Source organism: Roseovarius albus (assembly GCF_900172335.1).
In the GTDB taxonomy this organism is placed as follows: domain Bacteria; phylum Pseudomonadota; class Alphaproteobacteria; order Rhodobacterales; family Rhodobacteraceae; genus Roseovarius; species Roseovarius albus.
In genome coordinates this window covers 51,915-76,992 of sequence record NZ_FWFX01000009.1, presented here as the reverse complement: position 1 = coordinate 76,992, position 25,078 = coordinate 51,915, and the positions used below count along the sequence as shown (strand labels likewise).

The window sequence follows — 25,078 nt, the reverse complement described above, 5'->3', positions numbered from 1 at the left end:
GCCATTCCAATGAACGCACAAACAAAATTCGAGGGGCTTGAGGTTGGCTTTGACGTGCCTGCTCTGCCCGGCATGAACGAAGCCGATATTCAAACGCCAAGTCTGGTGCTGGATCTGGATGCGCTGGAGCGCAACATCAAGAAAATGGGCGATTACGCCAAGGCCCACGGCATGCGCCACCGGGTGCATGGCAAGATGCACAAATCGGTGGACGTGGCGAAGTTGCAGGTTGAACTGGGCGGCGCTTGCGGTGTCTGTTGCCAGAAGGTGTCCGAAGCTGAAGTGTTTGCCCGCGGCGGGATCCAGGACGTACTCGTGTCCAATCAGGTCCGTGATCCCGCCAAAATCGACCGGCTCGCGCGCCTGCCCAAGCTGGGGGCCCGCACAATCTGCTGTGTCGATGACATTGCGAATGTGGCTGATCTGTCTGCAGCGGCGCAAAGGCATGGCACCGAGATCGAATGTCTGGTTGAAATCGACTGCGGCGCGGGCCGTTGCGGTGTGACAACTACATCCGCAGTTGTGGATATCGCCAAGGCCATCGATGGCGCTGAGGGGCTGAAGTTCTCAGGCATTCAAGCCTATCAAGGCGCGATGCAACACATGGACAGCTATGAAGATCGTAAAGCCAAGATCGACGTGGCCGTGGCCATGGTGAAAGACGCGGTTGAGGCGTTGAAATCAGACGGAATCGAGTGCGATATTGTTGGTGGCGGCGGTACAGGCTCTTACTACTTCGAGAGTAATTCGGGCGTGTTCAACGAACTGCAGTGTGGGTCTTACGCCTTCATGGATGCAGACTATGGACGCATCTTGGATCAAGATGGCAAACGCATCGATCAGGGCGAATGGGAGAACGCATTCTTCATCCTGACTTCGGTCATGTCACATGCAAAGGCCGACAAGGCCATCGTTGATGCGGGCCTCAAGGCGCAGTCGGTCGACTCTGGTCTGCCGGTGATCTTTGGCCGCACCGATGTGGAATACGTCAAATGCTCCGACGAGCATGGCGTTGTGTCCGACCTGGATGGTACGCTGAAGGTCAACGACAAGCTCAAGCTGGTTCCCGGACACTGTGACCCAACCGCCAATGTCCACGACTGGTACGTCGGTGTCCGCGGCGGCGTGGTGGAAACTTTGTGGCCGGTATCAGCCCGCGGCAAAGCCTATTAATCAAACGGAACCCCTGCCCCTGCCGATCCCTGTCAGGGGCATCCTGAGCCACCGCTTTGGTGGGTGACTTGGGGGGTCGGTGCGTCCGATCCCCGCTTTTACGAAAGAGAAACTCATGCTGATCGTACCCGAACGCGAAATCGCCGATCTGATGACCCGCGAGGCAGCCTTTGATGCTGTGGAAAAGGTGTTTGCCGCCATGGCCGCAGGCGATGCTTATAACTTCCCGGTCGTTCGCGAGGCGATTGGCCATGAAGATGCTCTATATGGCTTCAAAGGTGGCTTTGATCAGGCCGGGTTAACATTGGGGTTGAAGGCCGGGGGCTATTGGCCCAACAATCTTGAACGCCGAGGGCTGATTAATCACCAATCAACCGTGTTCTTGTTCGATCCGGATACCGGCAAGGCCAAGGCGATGGTCGGTGGCAACCTTTTGACCGCGCTGCGGACAGCGGCGGCCTCTTCCGTATCGATCAAACATTTGGCGCGCAAAGATGCCAAGGTGATAGGCATGATCGGCGCAGGCCACCAAGCGACATTCCAACTGCGCGCAGCCCTCGAGCAGCGCAGTTTTGAAAAGGTCATCGGCTGGAACTATCACCCTGAAATTCTGCCCAACATCGAAAAGGTGGCCAACGAGGCAGGCGTCGCGTTTGAAGCAGTTGAGTTGCCTGGCATGCTTGAAGCGGATGTCATCATCTCTATCACTTCGGCCTTTGCACCGTCTTTGATGGCCGGTCATGTCTCACCGGGCACGCATGTGGCCTGCATGGGGACCGATACAAAAGGCAAGCAAGAAGTTGAATCCGCGATATTGGCCAAAGCCTCCGTGTTCACCGACGAAGTGGCGCAATCTATTTCGATCGGCGAAGCGCAGCATGCCGTGGCCGAAGGGCTGATTGCCGAGAGCGACGTTGCCCAACTGGGGGCAGTGATAAATGGCACAAACTCCGGTCGGACTTCTGACGATCAAATCACAGTGTTCGATGGCACAGGCGTCGGATTGCAAGATCTTGCCGTGGCGGCCTCGGTCGTTGATCTCGCGGTCCAAAAGGGTATCGCCATCGAGGTTGATTTTTAAGATCAGTGGCCTGTCCCCAATCGGAGGCAGGCCTTGATGTACAGGCGTCAGTAACCGACCGTAAACGACGTGCGGACAAACTGAGCGTTCTGGGCTTCCTCCACCAAGGCGGCAGCAAAATCCTCCATCGAGATTTCCGAATTTCCATCTTCGTCGACCAACAACGTGTCGGTACCAGTTCGGTAGGTGCCTCGCCGTGTGCCGGGTCGCAACAGAGCCGCGGGGCTTGCGTAGGTCCAGTTCACAACGAGATCGCTGCTACAGAGTTCATATTGTGCATATGAGGCTCTGGCCGTTGGAACAACACTTTCAGGTAAGAAACCCGGCGCAGTGAGAACGCTATGCGGGCTGCCATTTGGCAGGTGTAGACGGGCGGCACCTCCGACGATTATGACCCGGATACCCGCCCGTGCGGCGCCTTTCAGGATGGATTGCGTCAGCCCAACAACCTCTCCCTCTTGTCCAGATGGGGTTCGAAGGGAACTGATCGCCAAATCCTGACCATTCATTGCTTCAGCAACCTCTGATGGGTTGCGGGCATCAGCTATATGGACAGTAATGTGTTCAGGCAGCTTGGATAGGCTGGCCTTGTTTCTGACCACGGCAGTGACATGATGACCGCGTTGAATGGCCTCTGTAACAATACGGGTTCCGACGTCACCTGTGGCTCCGAATACAACGATTTTCATGGGGCTCTCCTTTAGTGGGATGTTTGCATGGATTGATTTGGGAGTGAGGAGTGTCTGCTGGAATTGGCGTGTTGACCAAGCCATACTGCCGATAACACGATCCCTGCACCGACGATTTGCCAGGCAGTCATCGCTTGGCCCAGCATGATCCAGCCGATCAGGACCGCAGACAATGGGCTAAGAAATCCGAGGGCCGAAACGGCAGTGGGACCGATGTGGGATATGCCCCTGAACCATAGAATGTAGGTAAGCGCCGCACCAATGAGGCTGAGGTATGAAATACCTAAGATGTTCTCCAACTCCAGCGGCGGCAATGGCGGTTCGATGAAGATTGCGAGGGGCACCAGAAGCAGTCCACCCGCCGTGAGTTGCCAAGCCGTGAATGTGAGCAGAGACACCGGAGGTTGCCATTTTCGCGTCAAAACGGTGCCTGCTGCCATCGAAACCGCTCCGGCTAGGCCTGCCAGTAAACCAACAGTATCCAAAGCATCCCCTGCGCCAAGGACAAGGAAGCTGACCCCAACCACGCCCATGGCGGCGGCGACTATTGCTTTGCTCCGAAGCGCCGACCTCAGAATGGCAGAGGCGAGAAAGACAACAATAAGAGGTTGAACTGCACCGACCGTCGCCGCGACACCCCCTGGAAGTCGATAAGCTGCGAGAAAGAGCAACGCCCAGAAAAGGGTGAAATTGAGGGCACCAAGCGCAAAGACGCGCACCCACCACACCCCCCGTGGTAACTGCCGCGCCAAGACAAGCAATAGCAATCCTGCTGGCAGAGCGCGCAGTGCTGCCATGGTTAGCGGGTACCCCTCAGGAAGGTGCTGTGTCGTGACATAATACGTGCTGCCCCACACCAGCGGCGCAAGGGATGTCAAAACAATGTCAATTTGGTCTTTCATGGCGAATCTCCGTTTATCTTGATGTCAAGATATATTCATAACTCTTGACGTCAAGATAAATTCTGACTACTCACTATTCATGGATGAAGTTGACTTTATTATTGGCCAGTGGAACAAGGTTCGCCCTGACCTTAACGTTGGCCCCATGGAGCCCATTGGCCGGATATTGCGCCTTGGAATCTTGCTTCGGGCGGAGATGGAGAAAACCTGGAAAGAGCATGCTCTGAATCTCGCCAGTTTTGATGTTCTTGCGACTTTGCTCAGATCCGGAAAAGCCGAAGGCCTGTCTCCAGGCGAGTTGCTTGAACTGACCATGGTGACATCTGGAACCATGACCAACCGCATCGATCAATTGGTGAAACGAGAGCTGGTTGAAAGGGTTCAAAACCCTGATGACAAACGTGGGTTTTTGGTGCGGCTGACCCAAGAGGGTTTCTCATTGATCAATGCTGCAGTGACTGATCATGTCGCGACTCAACATCGATTGATGGATGGGTTATCTCTCAAACAACAAAGCGACCTGAATGATCTTTTAAAGGCATTATCCAGCTTCGTGATTTCAGACGGGGCCAGCACAAATGGCCCGGGCTAATGACGCTAGGGCCTGCAATTTATGTGTCAGGCCCCGCATCTGATTAAAAATTTGCAGCCTCTAGCAGAGCCCACGAATGGTTTCGACAAGTGTGGCATTGATGGCGCGCGGGCCAGTATCCAGCCGGTTTGCGTGGCGGCGTGCGCCGGGGAGTCGGACGCCTTCGAGCCCCGCCAGACGGTCAACAAATTCTTCAGCGTGTTCAGCCCAGCCTTCGCCTGCAATGACAGCCGGTGACAGAGCGATCACCATCTCACCTCCGCGTGGTGGGCCGCCATCCTTGTTGTCATGTTCGGCGGCTTCATAGCTGAAGCGCTCGCCGGTTAGGCCCGCAGCCAACAATTCTACCATCAAGGCAATGGCTGAACCTTTGTAACCGCCAAAGGGCAGCAGCACACCTTTGGCGATTTTGGCGGGATCAGTGGTTTCATTGCCATCCGCATCAAGGCCGGTTCCGGGAGGCACGGTTTTGCCATCGCGGGCAGCAATCTGCACGTCTCCCATCGCCATGGCGGCCGTCGCCATGTCATAGCAGATAGGCGATTTTCCTGGGCGCGGCCAGGCAAAGGATATCGGGTTGGTACCGAAGAGCTTTTCCTTCGATCCGGCAGGCGCGACAGAGGGCATATAGGCGGTGCAGGCAATTCCTACTAGTCCCCGGTCCGCCAGATATTCGGTCTCTGGCCAGAGCGCGGCAAAGTGGTGGATGTTGACCAATGATAAGGCTGCGGCACCCGATTCATTGGCGGCTTCGGCCAGAGCGAGAAGACCGACGGCCTGAGCCAACGGGGCAAAGCAGCCACCGCCATCCACCTGAATGACCGAGGGTGTTTTACGGATCACTGTAGGCTTGGCTTTGCCATTGACTTTGCCACTACGCAGGGCTTTGACATAGCCGGGCACACGGAACAGACCGTGGGAATGCGAGCCATCCCGTTCGGCCCGGGTGACAATGTCGGCCAAGGCGTTGGCGTTGTCTTCATCACAGCCATTGGCGACCATCGTGGCATTTGCCAGCGTATAGATTTCATCAAGTGTCAGATCGAGTGTGCTCATGTCGTCAGGCCGCCCTTTGTCAGAATTTTTATGTGTCAGGGGCGCATGGTTAACGATATTTGCGACGATGGCCAGCAAGTAGTCGCATGGTATTGCGGGCCTATTCCTCCAGTTCCGCCTTATGAGTCGCGACCAGATCCGACATGCTGTTGAAGCGGAAATCATAGCTTGGCAAATCGCCGGGATTCATCGTTGCACCAAAGCCCTCTTTGCTGTGGCGGCGGTAGATCCAGCAATTGGCCAGCCCGTGTTTATTGGCTGGGACGTGATCGTGGAACATGCTTTCTGCGGTGTGCAAAATGTCACCTTTTTGAATGCCTTGTCGTGCCAGCGTTTCCAGCATGTAATCGAAATTGCGATCTGCGGGTTTGTAACTACCGATGTCCTCAGCCGTATAGATTCCGTCGAAATGCACCCCGAGACGGGCATTTGAACCTTGAAAACTGAGGTTATCAGTGTTTGTTAGCACGACCAGTTTGTAGTGCTGCTTGAGATAGGCCAGGGCCGAACGACTGTCATCAAACGCGGGCCACTGTCGGACTGAAAAGCCATAGGCCTGACATTCTTCCCAAGTGACCTCAACACCCCATTCTTCAGCCAAGCGGCGATACACCACCGGCAAAAGTTCGGAGTATTTTTGGGCGGGTGTCCAGCGTTGCGTTGTGGATTCATAATAGGCATGTGCCTCCAAGATTTTGTCGCGTGTCAAAGGCTGGCTGACCTTGTCGGTCAGAGGTTTCAAGCCTGCTACCATCCCGCTTTCCCAATCAATCAGTGTTCCGTAGACATCAAATGTCAGGGCTTTGAAGTCACTCAGTTTCATGGCGTGTCCTTTTCGCGTGGATGCCATTCCTTGCATGGAAGGGCATCATCTCGGATTTAGGTTACTCGTGCAGCACCAATGACCCTAATGATGGATGCTCATCGGATCATCGAAATCTGTCATGTTCCTTTTGGCGGGCGTTTAGTGCAGGGGATGGTCAATTCATACCAGAGCGCATAAAAGCCGCCTCTGAGCATCCCGACGGTTTTTGATTCTGCCCGGCTTGCTATGTTGATCCATAAATCTGGTGACTGCCTTGGCCCCGAGCGCACGCATAAAAATGATCTGTGATATCGGCACGACGCTGCACCGCAGTGGCTGCGCGCCGTACAAGATCGAAAAATATGTGCAACACTATGCGCGTAAGCATGGGGTGACGGTGGTGGTGCAGGCCTCGCCCACGGCGATAACCTATCAGTTTCCCGACAATGAAAACCAGGTTGTCATGAAACGGTTGGAACCAGCGTCGATCAATCTGGCTTTGTTGGCCAATACAATCATCGAAATCAATCAGTCTACCAACAAGGTACCGCCAGAGCCGGTCAGCTATCCTGCTTTTCTGGTAATGATGGCGAACATCGCTATACCCCCCGCATTTTTGGTTCTGGTGGGCAGTTCCATGCAGGCGATTGGCATCGCGGCCTTACTGGGCTTCATGGTTTGGGTGTGCCAACTGATCTGCCGGAATGAGCGCATTATCGTTGTTGAATTTCTCAGTGCCCTTGTGACCGGATTGACCGTCGCCTGGATGAGTTCTCACGGTGTTCCGTTGCCGGTGTGGGGGCTCTGTATTGCGGCAATTGTTTTGTTCGTGCCGGGATTGGCGATTGCCAACTCGCTCGAATGTCTAGCGTTCAATGACATATTGTCTGGGACCAGCTTGTTTGGGCAGTCTATCTTTGTTTTTATGAAGTTATTTATCGGCATATTTATCGGACTGAACATCGGTGAAACCCTATGGGGTGAGGCTGAATCCGTCGCCAATGTCAGCGAGATTGCTCCGTGGATGCCTTTTGTGGCGCTACCGATCTTGTCCTGCGCGCTTGGTGTGATCTTCAACGCCCGTGCGATTGACATCTTGCTGGCCTTTCCCGTGACGGTTCTGGGTATGTGGGGACCGCTATATCTGGATCTGGGGGCGGGCTGGATCGTGGGAACGTGGATCACGACAGTTTGCATCACCTTCTATGGCACATGGCTAGCCAAAAAATTGAGCCTAACGGGGGCGATCTATATTGTGCAGGGCATTATTATCTTAGTTCCCGGCAGCCGGGTGCTGATGGGGGCGACACAGACGCTCTATGGTGAATCCCTCATGCCCTCACAAAGCGTAGGCCTGTCGTCGTTGTTTATCTTTTCGGCCATCGTGGCGGGGCAGATCACCGCTTACTCGATGTATTCGCAAAAGAACCGCAACCTGATCAGTTGAAGCAAAAGCGGCGCGGGAGGCGCGCCGCTTTCGGGTGCACGTGAATTGTGAATTAAACCTAATCGCTTGAAGGCAGCGACCCTTTGCCATGTCCTGACATCCCGCCTGAGACTTCTTCGGTGGCTTCTCCAGCCAGTTCTTCGGGCAGTATCAGGTTTAGCACGATGGCGATAAAAGCTGAGGGCAGAAGGCCGCTGGTCATCAGCGCACGCAGCGTATCTGGCAGATACTGTACTGCCTTGGGCTCCAGCTTGAGGCCCAGACCGATGGTCAGCGAGATCGCAAAGATCACCATGTTGCGACGGTTCCAATCGACATCCGAGAGCATCGACACACCTGCCGCAACGACCATGCCGAACATCACGATGACACCGCCGCCCAAAACCTCGATCGGGATAGTGCGGATGACCGCGCCAACTTTGGGGATCAACCCACAGAAGATCAGGAACAGCGCGCCGATGGTCACGACATGGCGGCTCATGATCCCGGTCATGGCAATCAGACCAACGTTCTGGCTGAAGGACGTGTTTGGAAAACCGCCAAAGAACCCGGCGATGGCGGTGCCAACACCGTCAGCGTAGGTCGCCCCGGCAATCTCTTCTTCTGTCGCTTCGCGTCCGGCGCCACCTTTGGTGATGCCTGAAACGTCGCCGACAGTTTCCACCGCTGAGACAAATGACATCAGGCAAAAGCCGATAATGGCGGCAGCGCTGAATTCGAAACCGAATTTGAAGGGCACCGGAAAGGCGATGGGCGCAGCACGTTCCCAGCTGGTCGAGATGCCCTCGAACGTGACCATGCCCATGATCATCGCGTAGATGTAGCCTACAATGATGCCGATCACGACGGCAGAAACTGCCAGCATGCCCTTGGCATAGAACTTGAGTGCCAGTGTGACGAAGATCACCACAAGCGCCGCCGACCAGTTCAACAGGCTGCCATATTCAGGCTTGTCCATCGCGGGCACGCCGCCGGCCGAATACTGTATGCCGACCTTGACCAGCGTGAGGCCAATCATGGTCACCACCAGGCCGGTGACCAGCGGAGGCAGGGCAAAGCGGATCTTGCCGATGAATGTCCCGATCAAAGCGTGGAAAAACCCACCGATGATGACACCGCCAAACACAGCGGGCAGGGCTTCAACGCCTTTGCCTGATACCAGTGGGATCATGATCGGGATAAAGGCAAAGCTGGTGCCCTGTACAATTGGCAGGCGGGCACCAACCGGCCCCATGCCGATGGTCTGAAACAGAGTGGCGATCCCGGCAAAGAGCATCGACATCTGGATCAGATAGGTCATGTCCGGGAAACCCTGTGCCCCCGCGTCCGATCCGAACCCAAATCCAGCTGCCCCGGCGACAATGATCGCCGGCGTGACATTTGAGACAAACATTGCCAGCACATGCTGAATGCCCAAGGGGATCGCTTGTTGCAGCGCAGGCGTGTAATTCGGATCCCGGAGCTGCGCCGGGGTCCCGATGGATCTGTCTGACATGTCGGTGTTCCTCCCTTACCGATGCTGAGTGCTGGCTCCTCTTCCAGCTGCTCGCGTCATTCTTCGATGATGTATTCGGTGTCGAACCAATGCTCTTCCAGGTTCGCGCCGTCGCCGATGCGATCGATGACGGCAAACAGCCCAGGCTCGGACAGGGGGGCCAAAACCCCATGCCATGTGCCGCGGTGAAAATTGATCGCCTGGCCGGGTTTTGTCAGGAAAGCGATGGGGTTAACCGGTGTGCCGTCCTCATCACGTGCCACAACCACCAGAAACGGGCCGGCGGACATCGGCACAAAAGCCTGACTGCCTTCAGGGTGGCGTTCCACCATCTTAAGCGGCAAAGGCAGGGTTTCTTTTTCACCCTGAAAAATGCTGATCCCGGCTTTTCCATCCGAAAAATCAAGGTTTGCGCGGTCGTGGAACCGGCCGCATTTACCTTGGTTGATCAGCTTGTCGGGCGCGCCGGTGGCTTCCATCACGTCGCCATAGGGGGCGAGGGCTTCGGCAGTCAGGGGGTGGGCTTTGATCCGGGTCGTCATCTTGGCAGTTTCTCTTGCAGGCGCAGCTCGGCGATACGTTCGACCTGACGGCAGGCCTCATCAAACTCGGTGGCGCGGTCATTGCCGATGCGACGCTCAAAGGCGGCCATGATCGTGGCCTTGGTGTTGTCACGCACGGCGATGATGAAGGGAAAACCGAATTTCGTGGTGTAAGAGTCGTTGAGGCGAGTGAATGTCGCGCGCTCTTCATCAGTTAACTCGTCCAGCCCGACCGAGGCTTGCTCAGCCGTGGATTCCGCGGTCAGGCGTTTGGCTGCGGCAAGTTTACCAGCCAGATCAGGGTGCGCAGTCAGAACGCCGAGGCGCTGATCGTCAGGGGCCGCGCGGAATACTCGGGCCAGCGCCTGATGTATGCCTTGAGCGGTGTCATGGGTCGGTCCAAGCTCCTGCGCATGCGCGCCTTCGGCGATCCAGGGGCTATGCTCAAAGATACCGCCGAATTCAGAGACAAACGTCTCGCGGTCCATTTGCGAGGGGATGGGTGTGGTCACGGGGGGGTGCTCCTTGGTCCAGTGTTCGGCAATCTGCAGGCGCGTTGCGAACCAGACATCATCGTGGGATTTGAAATACTCGATCGCGCGACGCAGAGCGGCGGCGCGGCCGGGACGGCCAATCAGGCGGCAATGCAGACCAATAGACAGCATCTTGGGCGCGCCTGCCGCGCCTTCCTCGTACAGCACATCAAAGCTGTCTTTCAGATAGCTTTCGAACTGATTGCCGTTGGTGAATCCTGCAGGAATCGCAAAGCGCATGTCATTGCAATCCAATGTGTAGGGTACAATTAACTGGTCCTGCCCATTGATCTTCATCCAGTATGGCAGATCATCGGCATAGCTGTCGGCGACATAGGTGAATTGCCCGGTTTCGGCCGCAAGGCGTACGGTGTTGTTTGAGCAGCGCCCAGTGTACCAGCCGCGCGGGGCTTCGCCCGTGGCCTCAATATGCACCCGGATCGCTTCAGCGATCTGTGCGCGTTCTTCCTCCTCGGACATGTCCTTGTGTTCGACCCATTTGAGGCCATGGCTGGCGATCTCCCAACCCGAGGCCTTCATCGCTGCAACCTGTTCTGGTGCACGCGCCAGAGCCGTGGCCACGCCATAGACCGTGACCGGCAGATCACCCAACATGCGGTGCACCCGCCAGAACCCGGCGCGTGCACCGTATTCATAGATTGATTCCATATTCCAATGCCGTTGCCCCGGCCACGGCTGTGCGCCGGTGATTTCAGACAGGAACGCCTCAGACGCGGCATCGCCGTGCAGGATGTTATTTTCGCCGCCTTCTTCGTAGTTCAGAACGATTTGAACAGCGATTTTCGCCCCGTTCGGCCAATTGGCAGCGGGGGGATTGGCACCGTATCCGGTCATGTCACGGGGGTAGCGGGTCACTTGCAGGTCCTCATTTGAATTAATCCTTTGTAATCCAGAATAATCCGAATATTTTTCAAATTAAACACGAAGGTGCCTTTTGTCCGGCATACTTTGTCCGGCAGGGCAAGATCGGCTTATAAAAAGGCACGTCAATTCGAGAGGCTTATCATGACCGGATATCTGACAACGCATGTTCTGGACACCGCACGCGGCTGCCCGGCCGAGGGGCTGAAGATCGACCTGTATAAGATCGAGGGCGAGACCCGGACGCATCTGAAAACGCTGACCACCAATGACGACGGCCGCACGGATGAGCAGATCCTGCCGACAGAGGCGTTTGAGAAAGGCGTTTATGAGTTGGTCTTTCACGCGGGCAGCTATCTCGATGCCAGCGGCACCCCGCCCGAGGAACCGCGCTTCTTGGACGTGATCCCAATCCGCTTTGGCATGTCAGAGGCGTCGCATTATCACGTGCCGCTGCTGCTCTCGCCGTTTGGGTATTCGACCTATCGCGGAAGTTAGATTGGGGATTTTGCTTCTTGCGGCGTAATACTAGTGGGCTTCGTGAAGAAGTCCGAGAAGTCCGAGAAGACCGAAAAGTGAAACTGGCTTCATGTCGGCACTGCGGACGAAGCGGATCTTGAGTGAACGCGTCGATGACGCCAAAAACAGACATGGCATCGGCTCCATTGGCGCTCTCGCGCTGGCTCAACGACTCATCTTAACTGGCGTTTGCGCAAAAAATCCTATCTTCTGCCCGCCCGCATCCATCTTTCCCCAGAATGACACAATTCCAGACGCGGAATTAGGTGAACTGAACTTGACGATGAGGGTCATATCCAGATCGCCTTTCGTCGAATTATGAACCGCACAAGCGGACTTTTCATCTCGATATATTTGGAGATCTGTTTTTTCAGAGAGTCGGATACGTGCATCAGTATCGTTACTTGTGTCGCGATACTCGTCTGGAATCGAAGACCAAAGTTCTTCTTCTTTTTCACCTTCGGGACAGATGTTGATGACGACACCACCCTGCCACAAATGGACATTTTCAGGTCTAATTACCGGTTCCAACTCATCAGACTTCAAGCTATAACTTGTGGTCCCGATCATCGCCGGAAGAGCATACCAATCACAAGAAGCACTGCCTGGCATTAAGTCTGCAGTCACCTCGTCCTGTACAAGGGTTGATATATGGTCCGCTGCCGCCTCCGTTGATACCGGCAACATCAGAAGGTATTGGCCTTCTCCGCTCAATATGCCGATGTCGAGGTTGCTCCAGTGCAAAAATTCTAAATCTATCGGTGCTGGGGCTGGAAAATCTTGTCTGGACATATTTCCAAAATATGCAGAGCCTGACTCGTGAGTTAGTCGCCACGTTCCGTTCAGCGCAGCCATCAAATCAGGCGTCGCAGTTGCGCAAAAATCCGCAAGATCATCACTTGACTGCTGTGCCGAGACGCTCCCGGCGTAAAAGAAAAATAATATTGCCAAAAGAATGTGCCGCATTTGATACCTCAAAGCTTGAGCTTGGATCAGTATCACAATTCGCGTTTATAGTCACTTAGACCCACAACTAGCGAAGGCTGTTGGGGCTAATCCCGGAGATGAAATTCGTGAACTAACAGCATTCAGAAGATTGGCCTCATACCGGTCAACTGATGATCTAAGTTGAATTCAGAACGACATCAAGACCGCTATGCGGACAGAGCCGACATCTATACGATGCTCAAGAATGTCAGCTTCTCTTTCATTACATGTCGTGAGATATGCTAGTTAAAGCAGCTATGTTAATGCAGGGCTCAAAGAGTCAATCGACCAACCCCAATTGGCGGGTAATCGTTGCGCTGTCGTAGTAATCTCGGCCTTCTACCACCATTCCATCTTTTACTTTCATCACGGAACAGTAACGAACTTCGGCCTTCTTTCCGGTTGGCTGGAAATCTCCGAGACTGGAGCGCAGGATACCAGCGTGAATGCCTGTATTGCGAAACTCAACGGTTGCCCATTCTCCGCATTGGCTAACGATTACGTTTTCAACTTCACAAAGACCGTCTGGGAAAGCTTCCCGCCATCGATAATAGTCATCCTTGTAAGCCTCTTTGCCTGTCAGTTTTTCTTGGCGAGCAATATCTTCAAAGGCGCAATCCTCCGAAATAACTTCTGCTCCGCGATCAGGATCACGCATGCCCCAAGATTCATGAAACTGGCGAACTACTTTTTCTGTTGGGTGCATCAATCGCGTCCTTTAGTTGTAAATTACACAGTGCGTATAGTTTGAACCGCACTCATATCTGCGTGATTGGAAGCCGACATTCGTGTAGTACACAGCTTTAGTCAAGCTGGGCTCTAAGCGGACAATGCTTAAAGAGAGTTTATGACTTTGGTGAATTTGTTGTTCTTAGTTGCAGCTAGGTTTAGCCTAGGAAGAGCAATAACCGGGGTTTAGCTTGGCCTTCTATCTTCGTCGCACCGTCGCTTTCATGTTGGTCGCATCCGTCGCGGCGTGCGAAGCGGCTGCTGATTTTGATGCGATCCGCACGGTGCCTGAAGAGGTTCAAAAGGCGGCTTTTGCCGAATGTGCCCAAGAAAAGGGCTCGACCCATTGGCTGCGGTTGAACAAGGTAAAGTCCCGTGATGGGTTGTTGTATATCGCCGGGTCGGACGGGAGCGGGTATACCGTCGGCGAAGCGCACGGCATGAACCTTTGTGCATGGGCCAAGTCTGAGCAGTATGCTGCATCAAACTGAAGGCTGATACGTACTAAGGGGGTCAGCGGCTCTCCCCACTCTCACGAATTTCCCGACCGACGCGGTCGATCACGAAATCCATAAACAGCCGTGCTTTGGGGTCTTGCCGTTTGCGGTGGGTATACAGGCAGGCCATTTGGATCGGTTCAGGTGGCGTGTTCTGTGCGACGGGTACAAGGCGGCCGGATTGCAGGTGTTCGGCTACCTCGAAGATTGGTTTCATCGCGATGCCGTGGCCATCCAGCGCCCAATCGGTCAGCACATCGCCGTCGTCGGATTCGTAGCGCCCGGCGACGCGGAATTTCTTGGTGCCCTCGGCGGTGACTAGGGGCCATTGGAACTCGGTTGCGCCGGGGAAGCGCAGGTTCAGGCATTCATGCGCGCCGGTGATCAGGTCGTCGCCCGAGCCCGGCGTTCCGTGCGCTTCGATATAAGAGGGTGCCGCGCAAAGCACCCGATCCACATCGGCGATCTTGCGGATACGCAGGTTGCTGTCTTCAGGTTGACCCAGAAAGAATGCCAGATCCAAGCCTTCTGTGGTCAGGTCCACCTTGCGATCGGTCAGGCGTAATCTGACTTTGACCTCGGGATACTCGCCCAGAAACGCGGGCACCTGAGGCGCGATCAATCGTCGACCCACCCCCAAGGGGGCGGCGACATAAAGCGAGCCTTTGGGGTTTTCAGTGATATTGGCGACCTGCGCCTCGGCGCTCTCCACCGATTCAAGGATCTCGCAGGCCCCGGCGTAAAAGGCTTGCCCCTGCTCGGTTGGGGTCAGGCTGCGGGTGGTGCGTTGAAACAACCGCACGCTCAGATGATCCTCTAGTTGCGAGATTCGAGAGGAGGTCACCGCAGGCGAAATGCGCAGGTCCCGTCCGGCGGCAGACATGCTGCCCAGTTCGTAAACGCGTACAAAGGTTCGGATGTTGTCGAGGTATGACATTGTTTTGATTTTTTTGATGCTGCTTGGTATTTTGCTATGATAGCAGAATAATAATCGGTCGCCTAGAGTGGTTTCAAACCGAATCTTGGGAGGGTTTCCATGTATGATCTGGCTGTGATGTGGGATTGGATCGCGTTTTCTGTCCGCTGGCTGCATGTCATTACTGCGATGGCGTGGATCGGGGCATCGTTCTATTTTATTGCGCTTGATCTGATGCTGAAGCCGAACTCTGCGCTGCCCGAAGGGGCTTATGGCGAAGAGTGGGAGGTGCATGGCGGTGGTTTCTATCACACGGTTAAATATCTGGTGGCTCCTTCGGAAATGCCCGAACATCTGACCTGGCACAAATGGCAAAGTTATATGACCTGGCTGTCTGGTGCGGCGCTGTTAATGATCATCTACTGGGTCGGCGGTGAGTTGTTCCTGATCGACCCAACCAAAGCGGATTTGGCCCTGTGGCAAGGCATCCTGATTTCAGGCGGATCATTGACCATCGGTTGGCTGCTCTATGATCAAATGTGCAAATCAAAGCTGAGCGAACATCCAACGGTGCTGATGCTGCTGTTGTTCGCCATCCTTGTGGCTATGTCCTGGGGCTATAACCAGATATTCACCGGACGTGCTGCACTACTGCATCTGGGGGCCTTTACCGCCACGATCATGACCGCGAACGTGTTTTTCCAGATCATGCCAAACCAGCGCATTGTGGTTGCTGATCTAAAAGCCGGACGCACGCCGGATGCGAAATACGGCAAGATCGCCAAGGTGCGGTCAACGCACAACAACTATCTGACGCTGCCGGTCGTGTTCCTGATGCTGTCGAACCACTATCCGCTGGCATTTGGCACTGAATACGCCTGGATCATCGCCAGCCTGATCTTCCTGACCGGGGTGACCATCAGGCATTATTTCAACACAATGCACCGCACCGGCCAAGGACCGCATTGGACATGGGCGGTGACTGTTCTGCTGATGATCGTGATTGCTTGGTTGTCATCTGTACGCAACACCGAGACATGGGAGGAAGCCGAGGCGCAGCCGCTGACGGCTTACGAGGAGAAATACGCTTCGGCGGAAGCGTTCGAAGGAGCCTATGATGCCGTGGTAGGCAACTGTTCGATGTGCCACGCGCGCGAACCGGTGTGGGGCAATATGAAATGGGCCCCGAAAGGTGTTTATCTTGAGACTCCCGGCGATGTCGCGCGACATGCCGACCAGATTTATCTGCAGGCGGGCATTAGCCATGCCATGCCGCCGCCAAATGCGGTACAAATGAGCGCGGACTCGCGTGAACAGATCATTGCCTGGGTACGCGAAGTGCGTGCGGAAAAATAGGCGCAAATTGCTTGCGTCAGGATGCAAAGCATCCACATTTCCACACAGATATTCAGCAGTTTAGCTCAAGCCCTCTTTCCCGAGATGGGTTGATCCGTTACTCCTGCCATAATCTGTGTTGAACCAAGGCATTTGAATGAAACCCATTCGCCTTCTCTCTGGTGTTCTGACGGTGGGCGGTTGGACATTGCTCAGCCGCCTTTTGGGCTTTGTCCGTGATGTGATCATCGCGGGGTTGATCGGGCCGGGCGTGCTGATGGATGCCTATGTAGCAGCATTCCGCCTTCCCAACATGTTCCGCCGTTTTTTTGCCGAAGGCGCGTTTAACGCGGCCTTTGTACCGATGTTTTCCAAACGGCTGGAGTCGGGCGAAGATCCCAATGGCTTTGCCAGTCTGGCGTTCAGTGGGCTGGCGCTGGTGTTGTTGGCACTGTCCGGTGTGGCGATGATTTTCATGCCCGCTCTGGTCTGGGCGACAGCAGAAGGCTTTGCCGGGGACAGGCGGTTTGATCTGACGGTGGGATATGGCCGGATTGTTTTCCCTTATGTGCTGTTTATCTCTTTGGCGGCACTGTTGTCGGGTGCTCTGAATGCAGCGGGTCGGTTTGCGGCCGCTGCAGCTGCGCCGGTGTTGCTAAATGTTCTGCTTGTCGGAGCGATGACCATAGCGTGGGTTATGGGAGGCGAAGTCGTGCTGGCCCTGATCTGGACCATTCCCTTTGCTGGCATTGCGCAATTGGTGCTGGTCTGGGTGGCGGCGGATCGCGCGGGTTTGCACATTCGCCCGACACGGCCACGCTGGACGCCGGAGATGTCAAACCTGGTGCGTGTGGCCGTGCCGGCTGCGCTTGCCGGGGGGGTGGTGCAGATCAACCTACTGGTCGGTCAGTTGGTGGCCTCGAATTACGACAATGCGGTCAGTTGGCTCTATTCGGCGGACCGGCTGTATCAGCTGCCTTTGGGTGTGATTGGCATTGCGGTGGGTATCGTGCTGTTGCCCGATCTGTCACGGCGTTTGAAAGCCAATGACGAGGAAGGTGCACGGCATTCCCTGTCGCGCTCAGGTGAGATTTCTCTGGCGCTGACGATCCCCTCTGCTGTGGCGCTGATGGTCATTCCTTTGCCGCTCGTTTCCGTCCTTTTTGAGCGCGGTGCTTTTGACGCCGATGATACGGCAGCGACAGCACTGGCGGTTTCCATCTACGGCCTCGGTCTGCCCGCCTTTGTTCTGCAAAAACTGTTGCAGCCGCTCTATTTCGCCCGAGAAGATACCAAACGCCCGTTTAACTATGCGCTGGTCGCAATGGTGGTGAACGCCGCGATTGCGATTGGTCTGGCCTTTAGCATCGGTTGGATCGCAGCGGCGATTGCCACCAGCGTGGCGGGTTGGATCATGGTGCTCTGCCTTGGGCTGGGCGCGCGGCGGTATGGGGATGTGGCAAAGTTTGACGCTCAATTCCGCCGCCGAATCTGGCGGATTGTTGTGGCCTCGGCCTTTATGGGCTGGGTGTTGTGGAGCGTGGCCTTGCTGGTCGGCCCCTATCTGGCTGTTCCCGGTGTCAAATGGCTGGCGCTATTGGTCCTGATCGGGTCAGGCATGGTCAGCTATTTCCTATGCGGCCACCTGATCGGGGCCTTCCGTTTAGGCGAATTCAAAGGGGCGTTGCGGCGCTAAACATTAAACTCGCGCGGGATCAAGGCCGCAGGCTGCCGCGTGATCGCCAGACCGCCCGCAATTGCTGGCGATAGATCGAAGGTTTCATCAAACGTTACGTTTTGCGGACTGGCACAGATAAACTGGCACGCAAGAGAGTTGCGTCGCCATCCTGCGGTCTGGCAATCGCGCTCTTGTGCAACGTTAGTAAGCCTTATTCATGCCGCAAAATCGTGCGGATTTTTTGCCAGCCGCCGGGGGCTAATACAAAGGACAGGGCAAAACCACTGGCAAACCCGCTTAGATCCGCCAGCCAGCCCCGGCTTCCGCCGAACAACAGACCAAACACCAGTTGAATGCCCAACAAGAGCCCGATCAGGGAAAAGGCCCGCGCTTGCGGTGCGCCCATCTGGCCAAGTTTGAGCCACATCAGGTATGTAAAGCCGCCGATCAGGCCGTAAACTCCGGGGAAGGGGCCCATCAGCCACGGCTGTGCACCTGCGACAAATCCATAGACAACAGCCCCAAAGACTGACGAGACAATGAACAACAACAGCGTAGCCCATTGGCTGAAAACATCGCCGACAAACTTCCCCAGCGCCAGCACCATCACACCGCCAAATAGCGCCTGAGTGAATGTTGCGCTGACAAAGGGGTAGGTGAAGAACCGCATTAGATGCTCTGGAGGATAGCGGTTGTTCTCCAGCATCCAGTCAAACACATCCGCGCTAAAGCCATAGGTTTGGATCGCGTTGTTGCGCCAGCCGATGGCCTGCGGCCCGCCGATCCCGGATTGACTGCCAAGGGTGAACATTGCCTCGATCCCGATAATCGCGAGAAACAGGGCCACCACCGCGGGTGGCACCGGGTTGACCGGGCTTGGATTGTACGGCTCTGACATCACTGCTCTCCTTGACGGCGCTACCCCACACCAGTAAGCGAGGCTGACCAATAAATCCAGACGGAGATAGGCATGACCGAGGTGGTCCACACACCCCGCGTTTTTTCAGGCATCCAGCCCTCGGGCGGTTTGACTCTGGGGAACTACCTGGGCGCGATGAAGCGTTTTGTTGATATGCAAGATAGCGGTGTTGAAACGATCTATTGTATGGTCGATCTGCACGCCATCACTGTATGGCAAGACCCGGCCAATCTGCGTCGCGCCACGCGCGAATTGTGCGCAGGCTATATCGCCTCTGGATTGGATCCGGAAAAATCCATTCTGTTCAATCAATCGCAGGTGCCAGAACACACGCAAATGGCGTGGATCTTCAACTGTGTCGCCCGCATGGGCTGGATGCAGCGGATGACACAATTTAAAGACAAGGCGGGCAAGAACGCGCAGAACGCGTCATTGGGTCTGCTGGCGTATCCGGCGCTGATGGCGGCGGACATTCTGGTATATCACGCGACACAGGTGCCTGTGGGCGAAGACCAGAAACAGCATCTTGAACTGACCCGCGACATTGCCATCAAGTTCAACAACGACTTTGGCGTTGATTTTTTCCCGGTAACGGAACCTGTCATTGAAGGCACGGCCACTAAGGTGATGAGCCTGCGCGATGGGTCCAAGAAAATGTCGAAGTCAGATCCGTCGGACATGTCGCGCATCAACATGACCGATGATGCCGATACGATTGCCAAGAAAATCCGCAAAGCCAAGACTGACCCGGAACCTCTTCCGTCCGAAGTCAAAGGGTTGGAAGAGCGTCCCGAGGCGCGGAACCTGGTGAACATCTACGCGGCGCTGTCAGAAAAAAGCGTCGATCAGGTAATGCGGGACGTTGGTGGCCGGACGTTTTCTGAATTCAAGCCGATGCTGGCTGAACTGGCGGTTGAAAAAATGTCACCAATTTCGGACGAGATGTCCCGCCTGATGCAGGACACAGCCGAGATTGACCGCATTCTGGCCAATGGCAGTGAACGCGCTCGCGCAATTGCCTCACCTATTCTGCAAAAGACCTATGACATTGCCGGGATGGTTGGCGCAAAACTCTAAAGGGAACGGGGGCTTCGGCCCCCTTTCTTATAACCTGCGCAGATAGCCATTCGGTGCGTAGGTAGCGTTGACACCGAACATATCGCAATAGCTGGTGTCGATCTCGAAAACGTCCGGATTGGCGTCGGAGAATTCGGCAATCGCCCGGTTTGGCCCGCCGCCGTAGTTTTCTCCAACACCCAGCTCAACTAGCAGCCCATCTTCCATCACCAGCAGTTCACCTTTGCGCATGTGCTGTGACAGAAACTCCAGCGCTGCCAGACAGCAGGGGTATGTGTGGGCGGAATCCTCCAATACGAACCACGGGCGCGGGGTGTTGAACAGCCCGTGTTTCTCAAACGTCGGGGTTAGATCCATCACATCCCCTTCGAGAAAGGTGACGCGGTCATCCATAAGGTCCGGCGTTTTTACATCGATAGAGTAAATCTGTGTGTCATAACCATAGTTTTGCAAAGTGTCGGCCATCCACAAGGCGCTGGCCCCGTGGTGCGAGCCGATCTCGATAATGGTCCCAGGTTTTTCGTTCCAGATCGCATTGGCCTGAATGGCTGCATCGATGGGGCTACGCAGGCATTCGATCCCGCGGTAATGATAGGCCATGACCCCATCTTGGTACTTACGCAGAAATTGCTTGGAAAAGGCGGATTCAAATGAGCGCATCAGATACTCCTCTGTCAGCACGTTCATTTGAGCTTAAAGCAACGTCATCGATCAAGGGGGATTGCGAGCTGATCCCACATGCGGCACGCACATGGGATCAAAACCACGTGAAATTGGCGATTTATCCCATCTGGTAGTTGGGGGTTGAGCGGGAAATCTCCGCTTCTTCCTCGGTCATGTCTTCCGGGATGCTCTCAAACAGCGGCGTGGTCATATAGCGCTCGCCGGTGTCGGGCAGCATGGCGAGAATCACCGAGCCGGGGTCTGCCTTTTCTGCAACCTGCATAGCCACGGCAAAAGTTGATCCGCCGGAGACGCCGGTAAGGATCCCTTCTTTCGACGCCAGCTTTTGCGCCCATTCGATGCCTACCGGCCCTGCCACAGGGATCAAATCATCGATAAATTCCTTATCAATGGCCTCCTGCAGCACCAGCGGAATGAAGTCAGGCGTCCAGCCCTGGATGGGGTGCGGTTCAAAAGCCGGATGGCTATGCGCTGGGGCTCCGTCTTCTTCGCGGCCCTGCGCCTCACCACTGCCCAGCAAGGCGGCATTCGCAGGCTCCGACAGTACAATCTTGGTATCAGGCCGCTTGTCGCGCATCACCCGGCCAATACCAGTGACAGTGCCGCCGGTGCCATAACCGGTGACAATGTAATCCAGTCGCTCACCTTCGAAATCGCCCAGAATTTCCTGCGCGGTGGTGTTTTCATGGATAGCGGCATTGGCCTCAGTCTCGAACTGATGCGCCAGAAACCAGCCGTGTTCCTCGGCCAGTTCAACCGCCTTTTTATACATGCCAAAGCCTTTTTCGGCGCGCGGGGTCAGCACCACCTTGGCGCCCAGAATCCGCATCAAGCGGCGGCGCTCAATTGAAAAACTATCGGCCATAGTGACAACAAGCGGATAACCTTTTTGCGCGCAGACCATGGCCAATCCGATGCCGGTGTTGCCGCTGGTGGCCTCTACCACCGTCTGGCCCGGCTTCAGCGTGCCATTTTGCTCGGCCGTTTCAATGATGCTGATCGCCAGTCGGTCTTTGACTGATGCCGCCGGATTGAACGCCTCGACTTTCACGTACATCTCTACGTGGTCCGGTGCGAGGTTGTTGACCCGGATCACCGGCGTATCGCCGATGGTTTCCAGTACGCTGTCAAAGCGGCGGCCACGTCCTTGCGTGCTGCGTTTGGCTGTCATGATGTATCCCCCAGTTCAAAGTCGTCGAAAAGTGCTTTCACAATCTGCACATAGTAGCATGAAACTGAATTTGCAGCGGGATTAATCTGAAATAGGCGCAGTCGCCGCTGTGCAATCTTGAACAGAGGGCATTCGGTTTTGGCAGATTGATCGGAGAAGTGGTGTTTCCTACTTTTTTACTAAAGAAAGGATCATGCTATGAGTAAACCCATTCATTCCCAAACCAGCGTCGGCCATGTCCACCTCAAAGTCGCCGATCTGGATCGCGCCATCGGCTTCTATTCCGGCGTACTAGGTTTTGAGGTTCAGCAACGCAGTGCTCAGGCTGCGTTTTTATCTGCTGGCGGATATCACCACCACTTAGGTCTGAATACCTGGGACAGCCTTGGCGGATCTCCCGCGCCTCGCGGACACATTGGTCTCTATCACACCGCATTCCTCTATCCTGACCGCGCACAATTGGCCGATGCCCTGCGCCGGGTGACAGAGGCAGGTATTTCAATTGAAGGGTCTGCCGATCACGGCGTCAGCGAGGCGATCTATATTTCTGATCCTGACGGCAATGGTGTCGAACTCTACCGCGATCGGCCCGAAAGCGAATGGCCGCGGGATAAAGACGGTAATCTTGCGATGGTCAACGCACGGCTAGATCTTAAGCAGTTGCTGTCAGAAGCGCCTGAAGCTCAATGATGAAATCTATGTTCGGCTTCTTGATCTGGATCGAACACCGGATCAAGTACCAAAACCAATCGGCTTTCTCCTGTCCCTTCTATCGGGGGGGACCGGTGCACAAGACCTGACGGCGGGATCGTTGGGTTCAGCGAGCCACGCAGCAAGATGGGCGCGCAACTTGGTACGGTGTGGATCTGTTTTGGATCACTGCCGCCGGTCGCCGTGCCATATTGCGTGCCGGTTCCGCGATATGTGCAGACCAGTCGCGCGGTGATCGCGTCGATATGAAACTTGCGGCAGGCGTTTGTTGTGACCACATCAAGCCGCAGTCGCATGAACGGCGCTTGCATCAAATCCGCAAAGAGGGACGCCAGTTCTGAGATATCGGTCTTGAGCCACTCTAGCGCAGAGCCTTTTGGCGTGTTGGCCATCTCGCAAAGGTGCTCCATCGCCTGTGAAACAGCGCCGGGCCGAAGGATGACCCGCCCTCGGGGAAGACGGTCGGTTTCAACTTGATCAATCCAGCTCTGGAATTCCGGATTGGCCTGCCGCTGCCAGATGGCAGCGGGGCAATCAGCCTTGTTAAAAGCGCTCAAGCCGCCCGGGTCATCTGCCAAAGCAATGTTCAGGTTCGCAGTGGCAATATTCTGGGGCACAAAATTCATGCTGCCTCCTCCGCCCGGCGCCATAAAGGAAACGGATCGGGGTAATCCGGCAGGTCATCCGGCCCGGTTGTTGCTATCGCTGGAACAAGGCAGTTGTCCAATCGTGCCTTGAGTGCTGGCCAATCGATATGCGCGCCAATAAAGACCAGCTCTTGCCGCCGATCTCCCCATGGTTCTTGCCAATGCGCCTGCATATAGGCGTTGGCGCTATCGTTAGTGGGTCGGCGTTCTTCTGGGACAGTTGCCCACCATTGCCCCAAAGGCGCGACAGAAGAGAGCGCGCCAGCCAAAGAAAACTCTGCCACCCAATCGGGGCGCGTAGAGATCCAGAAATGCCCTTTCGCGCGGATGACACCGGGCATATTCCCGTTTAGAACTTCCATGATGCGTTCGGGCACAAATGGCAGCCTCGCGCGATAGACATAAGAGGTCACGCCGTATTCTTCGGTTTCCGGCACATGGTCTTCAAAGCCATAAAGTTCCTTGGCCCACATCGGATGTTCATGAGCTTTTTCAAAGTCGAACATGCCGGTATCCAGGATGTACTCGGCAGATACATCAGACCGGTCAGTCTCGATGATCTGAGCATCCGCGTTCAGGCTGCGAATGATCTTGCGCGCGGCATCAACTTTGTGCGGGCCGGCATCGCTGACCTTGTTCAAGATGACGACATCAGCAAATTCGATCTGGTCAGTCAGAAGATGCACCAAGGTGCGTTCGTCCTCTTCACCCATGGTTTCGCCACGGTCGCGCAGGAAATCATGCGATGAATAATCATTCAGCAGATTCACAGCGTCGACGACTGTGACCATTGTGTCAAGACGCGCGACGTCTGACAGGCTGTCTCCGTATTCATCGCGAAAATCGAATGTCGCCGCCACGGGCAGGGGCTCTGAAATTCCAGTGGATTCGATCAATAGATACTCAAACCGGCCTTCACCGGCTAGTCGGCGGACCTCGTCCAACAGGTCATCGCGCAGCGTACAGCAGATGCAGCCATTAGACATTTCAACCAGTGTCTCATCTGTCCGGCTCAGCTCGGTGTCGGCACGCACGAGATCGGCATCGATATTCACCTCAGACATGTCATTTACGATGACAGCAACACGCCGCCCATCACGATTGTTGAGCACGCGGTTCAGCAATGTGGTTTTTCCGGCGCCAAGGAAGCCAGAGATAACAGTTACGGGCAGGCGGGTGTCTTGGATGTTCATATGTGCCTCAACTTTCGAAATCAGTTGCGTGGGGATTGCGGTCATAGGCGACCTCAAAACTAAATCGCGAAACCGTATCTCATATGTTATAACATAACACAACAGTAATATAAAAATTTGAATGGCAAAGTCACAAAACTTTTGGGGCTAGTACAGCTTACTGTGCAGCTAGAGCCAGCTCGCGCTTAAAAGCCAGAACCTCAGCCCTTGGATGCCACTCATAACGGGTGTCCTCGAGCAGCGGAGACCAGAACAGCGTGCCGCCATAGCGCCACGGATCCAGGATGATACCTTGCTCCATCGTGTCGCCCCGGCGGCTGACGATGGCGGTGGAATGCTCGATCCGGAAGGCCTTGTCATGATTGGCGATGGCGCGGTGCAATTGGAGGGTTTTGAACCGTTCCTGCTTGAGTCGCTTCTCCATGTCTTCTGCCCAGTGCCAGCACAACCCGCGTGGCTTCACACCCATGTTCACCTTAGTGTTATGGATCAGTGGCGGATCGGTGATTTCATATTCGCGCGCCAGCTGCGCGGTATAGGAATACGAAATGTTGGCGGCACGCCGGGCCTCTTCCGGGTCGATCCCGGGCCCCATCGCCATGATCGCATTGGTCAGCTTGGTGACCTCATCCTGCGCGACAGTTTGCGCGACCTGTCCACTGGTGTCCTGCCGGGTCAGCGCGTCGCTGGTGTTGGGTGGTGTTGGGGTACAGCCTGCAATTACCATCAAGGGCAGGAACAGGCAGGCAAACAGGCGGACAATCTTCATAGGTCACCACAGATCCGGGTTCAGGTTGAGTAAAGTGCTATCGCGTCCA

General features: G+C 55.4%; 27 protein-coding genes. 11 read left to right on the top strand and 16 right to left on the bottom strand.

All coding sequences use genetic code 11. The annotated features are described in order from the left end of the window. The first annotated feature begins 9 nt into the window (after positions 1 to 9). Positions 10 to 1,173: a 3-hydroxy-D-aspartate aldolase BhcC gene (gene bhcC / locus ROA7450_RS14120; protein ID WP_085806501.1), complete on the top strand. Its 1,164-nt coding sequence runs from the start codon at positions 10 to 12 to the stop codon at positions 1,171 to 1,173. Between the two features lie 115 nt (positions 1,174 to 1,288). After that, positions 1,289 to 2,254, top strand: coding sequence for an iminosuccinate reductase BhcD (bhcD, locus tag ROA7450_RS14115; RefSeq protein WP_085806500.1), 966 nt, complete (start codon positions 1,289 to 1,291; stop codon positions 2,252 to 2,254). 47 nt (positions 2,255 to 2,301) lie between these two features. On the opposite strand, the gene ROA7450_RS14110 is transcribed toward bhcD, so the two are convergent. Both ROA7450_RS14110 and ROA7450_RS14105 read right to left on the bottom strand, forming a co-directional pair. Continuing rightward, the gene (locus ROA7450_RS14110; RefSeq protein WP_085806499.1) at positions 2,302 to 2,943 is read right to left on the bottom strand and encodes an NAD(P)-dependent oxidoreductase; all 642 of its coding nucleotides are present in this window, start codon (positions 2,941 to 2,943) and stop codon (positions 2,302 to 2,304) included. A gap of 11 nt (positions 2,944 to 2,954) precedes the next feature. Next, on the bottom strand, positions 2,955 to 3,845 hold the full coding sequence (locus tag ROA7450_RS14105) for a DMT family transporter (protein ID WP_085806498.1): 891 nt from the start codon (positions 3,843 to 3,845) through the stop codon (positions 2,955 to 2,957). A 79-nt stretch (positions 3,846 to 3,924) separates the two neighbouring features. Between ROA7450_RS14105 and ROA7450_RS14100 the strand changes: the two genes are divergently transcribed. Further along, on the top strand, positions 3,925 to 4,437 hold the full coding sequence (locus ROA7450_RS14100; protein ID WP_085806497.1) for a MarR family winged helix-turn-helix transcriptional regulator: 513 nt from the start codon (positions 3,925 to 3,927) through the stop codon (positions 4,435 to 4,437). A 60-nt stretch (positions 4,438 to 4,497) separates the two neighbouring features. Here ROA7450_RS14100 and ROA7450_RS14095 read toward each other — a convergent pair whose 3' ends face one another. After that, the gene (locus ROA7450_RS14095; RefSeq protein WP_085806604.1) at positions 4,498 to 5,493 is read right to left on the bottom strand and encodes an Ldh family oxidoreductase; all 996 of its coding nucleotides are present in this window, start codon (positions 5,491 to 5,493) and stop codon (positions 4,498 to 4,500) included. A gap of 100 nt (positions 5,494 to 5,593) precedes the next feature. After that, on the bottom strand, positions 5,594 to 6,316 hold the full coding sequence (locus tag ROA7450_RS14090) for a haloacid dehalogenase type II (RefSeq protein WP_085806496.1): 723 nt from the start codon (positions 6,314 to 6,316) through the stop codon (positions 5,594 to 5,596). A 280-nt stretch (positions 6,317 to 6,596) separates the two neighbouring features. Here ROA7450_RS14090 and ROA7450_RS14085 point away from each other — a divergent pair, with 280 nt between their 5' ends. Next, complete coding sequence (locus ROA7450_RS14085) at positions 6,597 to 7,745, top strand: threonine/serine exporter family protein (RefSeq protein WP_085806495.1); 1,149 nt, start codon at positions 6,597 to 6,599, stop codon at positions 7,743 to 7,745. 58 nt (positions 7,746 to 7,803) lie between these two features. Here ROA7450_RS14085 and ROA7450_RS14080 read toward each other — a convergent pair whose 3' ends face one another. Genes ROA7450_RS14080 through puuE form a run of 3 tightly spaced genes read right to left on the bottom strand, consistent with a single transcriptional unit; the run spans position 7,804 to position 11,191 of the window. Then, positions 7,804 to 9,240, bottom strand: coding sequence for a uracil-xanthine permease family protein (locus tag ROA7450_RS14080; RefSeq protein ID WP_085806494.1), 1,437 nt, complete (start codon positions 9,238 to 9,240; stop codon positions 7,804 to 7,806). A gap of 56 nt (positions 9,241 to 9,296) precedes the next feature. Next, a complete protein-coding gene (locus tag ROA7450_RS14075) occupies positions 9,297 to 9,782 on the bottom strand; it encodes an ureidoglycolate lyase (RefSeq protein WP_085806493.1) in 486 nt (161 codons plus the stop codon). After that, positions 9,779 to 11,191, bottom strand: a complete 1,413-nt coding sequence (puuE, locus tag ROA7450_RS14070) for an allantoinase PuuE (protein WP_085806492.1) — start codon at positions 11,189 to 11,191, stop codon at positions 9,779 to 9,781. Before puuE ends, ROA7450_RS14075 begins: the two co-directional genes overlap by 4 nt. Positions 11,192 to 11,341: 150 nt before the next feature. Between puuE and uraH the strand changes: the two genes are divergently transcribed. Then, positions 11,342 to 11,695, top strand: a complete 354-nt coding sequence (uraH, locus tag ROA7450_RS14065; protein ID WP_085806491.1) for a hydroxyisourate hydrolase — start codon at positions 11,342 to 11,344, stop codon at positions 11,693 to 11,695. A 186-nt stretch (positions 11,696 to 11,881) separates the two neighbouring features. Here the strand turns inward: uraH and ROA7450_RS14060 are convergent, their stop codons facing one another. Then, positions 11,882 to 12,682 (bottom strand): hypothetical protein, encoded by an 801-nt coding sequence (locus ROA7450_RS14060; RefSeq protein WP_085806490.1) that lies wholly within the window; start codon positions 12,680 to 12,682, stop codon positions 11,882 to 11,884. Between the two features lie 301 nt (positions 12,683 to 12,983). Continuing rightward, on the bottom strand, positions 12,984 to 13,409 hold the full coding sequence (locus ROA7450_RS14055) for an ester cyclase (RefSeq protein WP_085806489.1): 426 nt from the start codon (positions 13,407 to 13,409) through the stop codon (positions 12,984 to 12,986). A 214-nt stretch (positions 13,410 to 13,623) separates the two neighbouring features. Here ROA7450_RS14055 and ROA7450_RS14050 point away from each other — a divergent pair, with 214 nt between their 5' ends. Continuing rightward, positions 13,624 to 13,923 (top strand): hypothetical protein, encoded by a 300-nt coding sequence (locus ROA7450_RS14050; protein WP_085806488.1) that lies wholly within the window; start codon positions 13,624 to 13,626, stop codon positions 13,921 to 13,923. Positions 13,924 to 13,945: 22 nt separating this feature from the next. Here the strand turns inward: ROA7450_RS14050 and ROA7450_RS14045 are convergent, their stop codons facing one another. Further along, positions 13,946 to 14,866: a LysR family transcriptional regulator gene (locus ROA7450_RS14045; RefSeq protein ID WP_085806487.1), complete on the bottom strand. Its 921-nt coding sequence runs from the start codon at positions 14,864 to 14,866 to the stop codon at positions 13,946 to 13,948. A gap of 99 nt (positions 14,867 to 14,965) precedes the next feature. On the opposite strand from ROA7450_RS14045, the gene ROA7450_RS14040 reads away from it, so the two are divergent. Both ROA7450_RS14040 and murJ read left to right on the top strand, forming a co-directional pair. Further along, entirely contained in the window at positions 14,966 to 16,201 is a 1,236-nt protein-coding gene (locus ROA7450_RS14040) for a urate hydroxylase PuuD (protein WP_085806486.1), read from the top strand. A gap of 136 nt (positions 16,202 to 16,337) precedes the next feature. After that, positions 16,338 to 17,876, top strand: a complete 1,539-nt coding sequence (gene murJ, locus ROA7450_RS14035; RefSeq protein ID WP_085806485.1) for a murein biosynthesis integral membrane protein MurJ — start codon at positions 16,338 to 16,340, stop codon at positions 17,874 to 17,876. Positions 17,877 to 18,069: 193 nt separating this feature from the next. Here the strand turns inward: murJ and ROA7450_RS14030 are convergent, their stop codons facing one another. After that, positions 18,070 to 18,756, bottom strand: coding sequence for a rhomboid family intramembrane serine protease (locus ROA7450_RS14030; RefSeq protein WP_085806484.1), 687 nt, complete (start codon positions 18,754 to 18,756; stop codon positions 18,070 to 18,072). A gap of 72 nt (positions 18,757 to 18,828) precedes the next feature. Between ROA7450_RS14030 and trpS the strand changes: the two genes are divergently transcribed. After that, complete coding sequence (gene trpS / locus ROA7450_RS14025; protein ID WP_085806483.1) at positions 18,829 to 19,854, top strand: tryptophan--tRNA ligase; 1,026 nt, start codon at positions 18,829 to 18,831, stop codon at positions 19,852 to 19,854. A 27-nt stretch (positions 19,855 to 19,881) separates the two neighbouring features. Here trpS and ROA7450_RS14020 read toward each other — a convergent pair whose 3' ends face one another. Beyond that, on the bottom strand, positions 19,882 to 20,514 hold the full coding sequence (locus ROA7450_RS14020) for a CmcI family methyltransferase (RefSeq protein ID WP_159454057.1): 633 nt from the start codon (positions 20,512 to 20,514) through the stop codon (positions 19,882 to 19,884). Between ROA7450_RS14020 and ROA7450_RS21000 the strand changes: the two genes are divergently transcribed. Then, a complete protein-coding gene (locus tag ROA7450_RS21000) occupies positions 20,505 to 20,651 on the top strand; it encodes a hypothetical protein (protein WP_159454056.1) in 147 nt (48 codons plus the stop codon). The genes ROA7450_RS14020 and ROA7450_RS21000 overlap by 10 nt on opposite strands. On the opposite strand, the gene ROA7450_RS14015 is transcribed toward ROA7450_RS21000, so the two are convergent. After that, complete coding sequence (locus tag ROA7450_RS14015; protein ID WP_085806481.1) at positions 20,636 to 21,709, bottom strand: PLP-dependent cysteine synthase family protein; 1,074 nt, start codon at positions 21,707 to 21,709, stop codon at positions 20,636 to 20,638. The two genes, ROA7450_RS21000 and ROA7450_RS14015, sit on opposite strands and share 16 nt — an antisense overlap. A 198-nt stretch (positions 21,710 to 21,907) precedes the next feature. Between ROA7450_RS14015 and ROA7450_RS14010 the strand changes: the two genes are divergently transcribed. Beyond that, positions 21,908 to 22,399 carry a VOC family protein gene (locus tag ROA7450_RS14010; protein ID WP_085806480.1) on the top strand — a complete coding sequence of 164 codons (492 nt, stop codon included), beginning with the start codon at positions 21,908 to 21,910 and terminating at the stop codon, positions 22,397 to 22,399. Here the strand turns inward: ROA7450_RS14010 and ROA7450_RS14005 are convergent. The 3 genes from ROA7450_RS14005 to ROA7450_RS13995 all read right to left on the bottom strand — a co-directional run bounded on the left by ROA7450_RS14005 (position 22,393) and on the right by ROA7450_RS13995 (position 25,029). Further along, entirely contained in the window at positions 22,393 to 23,046 is a 654-nt protein-coding gene (locus ROA7450_RS14005; protein WP_085806479.1) for a DUF1826 domain-containing protein, read from the bottom strand. The two genes, ROA7450_RS14010 and ROA7450_RS14005, sit on opposite strands and share 7 nt — an antisense overlap. After that, positions 23,043 to 24,254: a GTP-binding protein gene (locus tag ROA7450_RS14000; protein WP_085806603.1), complete on the bottom strand. Its 1,212-nt coding sequence runs from the start codon at positions 24,252 to 24,254 to the stop codon at positions 23,043 to 23,045. The genes ROA7450_RS14005 and ROA7450_RS14000 overlap by 4 nt, the downstream gene beginning before the upstream one ends. A 163-nt stretch (positions 24,255 to 24,417) precedes the next feature. Beyond that, on the bottom strand, positions 24,418 to 25,029 hold the full coding sequence (locus tag ROA7450_RS13995; RefSeq protein WP_085806478.1) for a hypothetical protein: 612 nt from the start codon (positions 25,027 to 25,029) through the stop codon (positions 24,418 to 24,420). Positions 25,030 to 25,078: the final 49 nt, after the last annotated feature.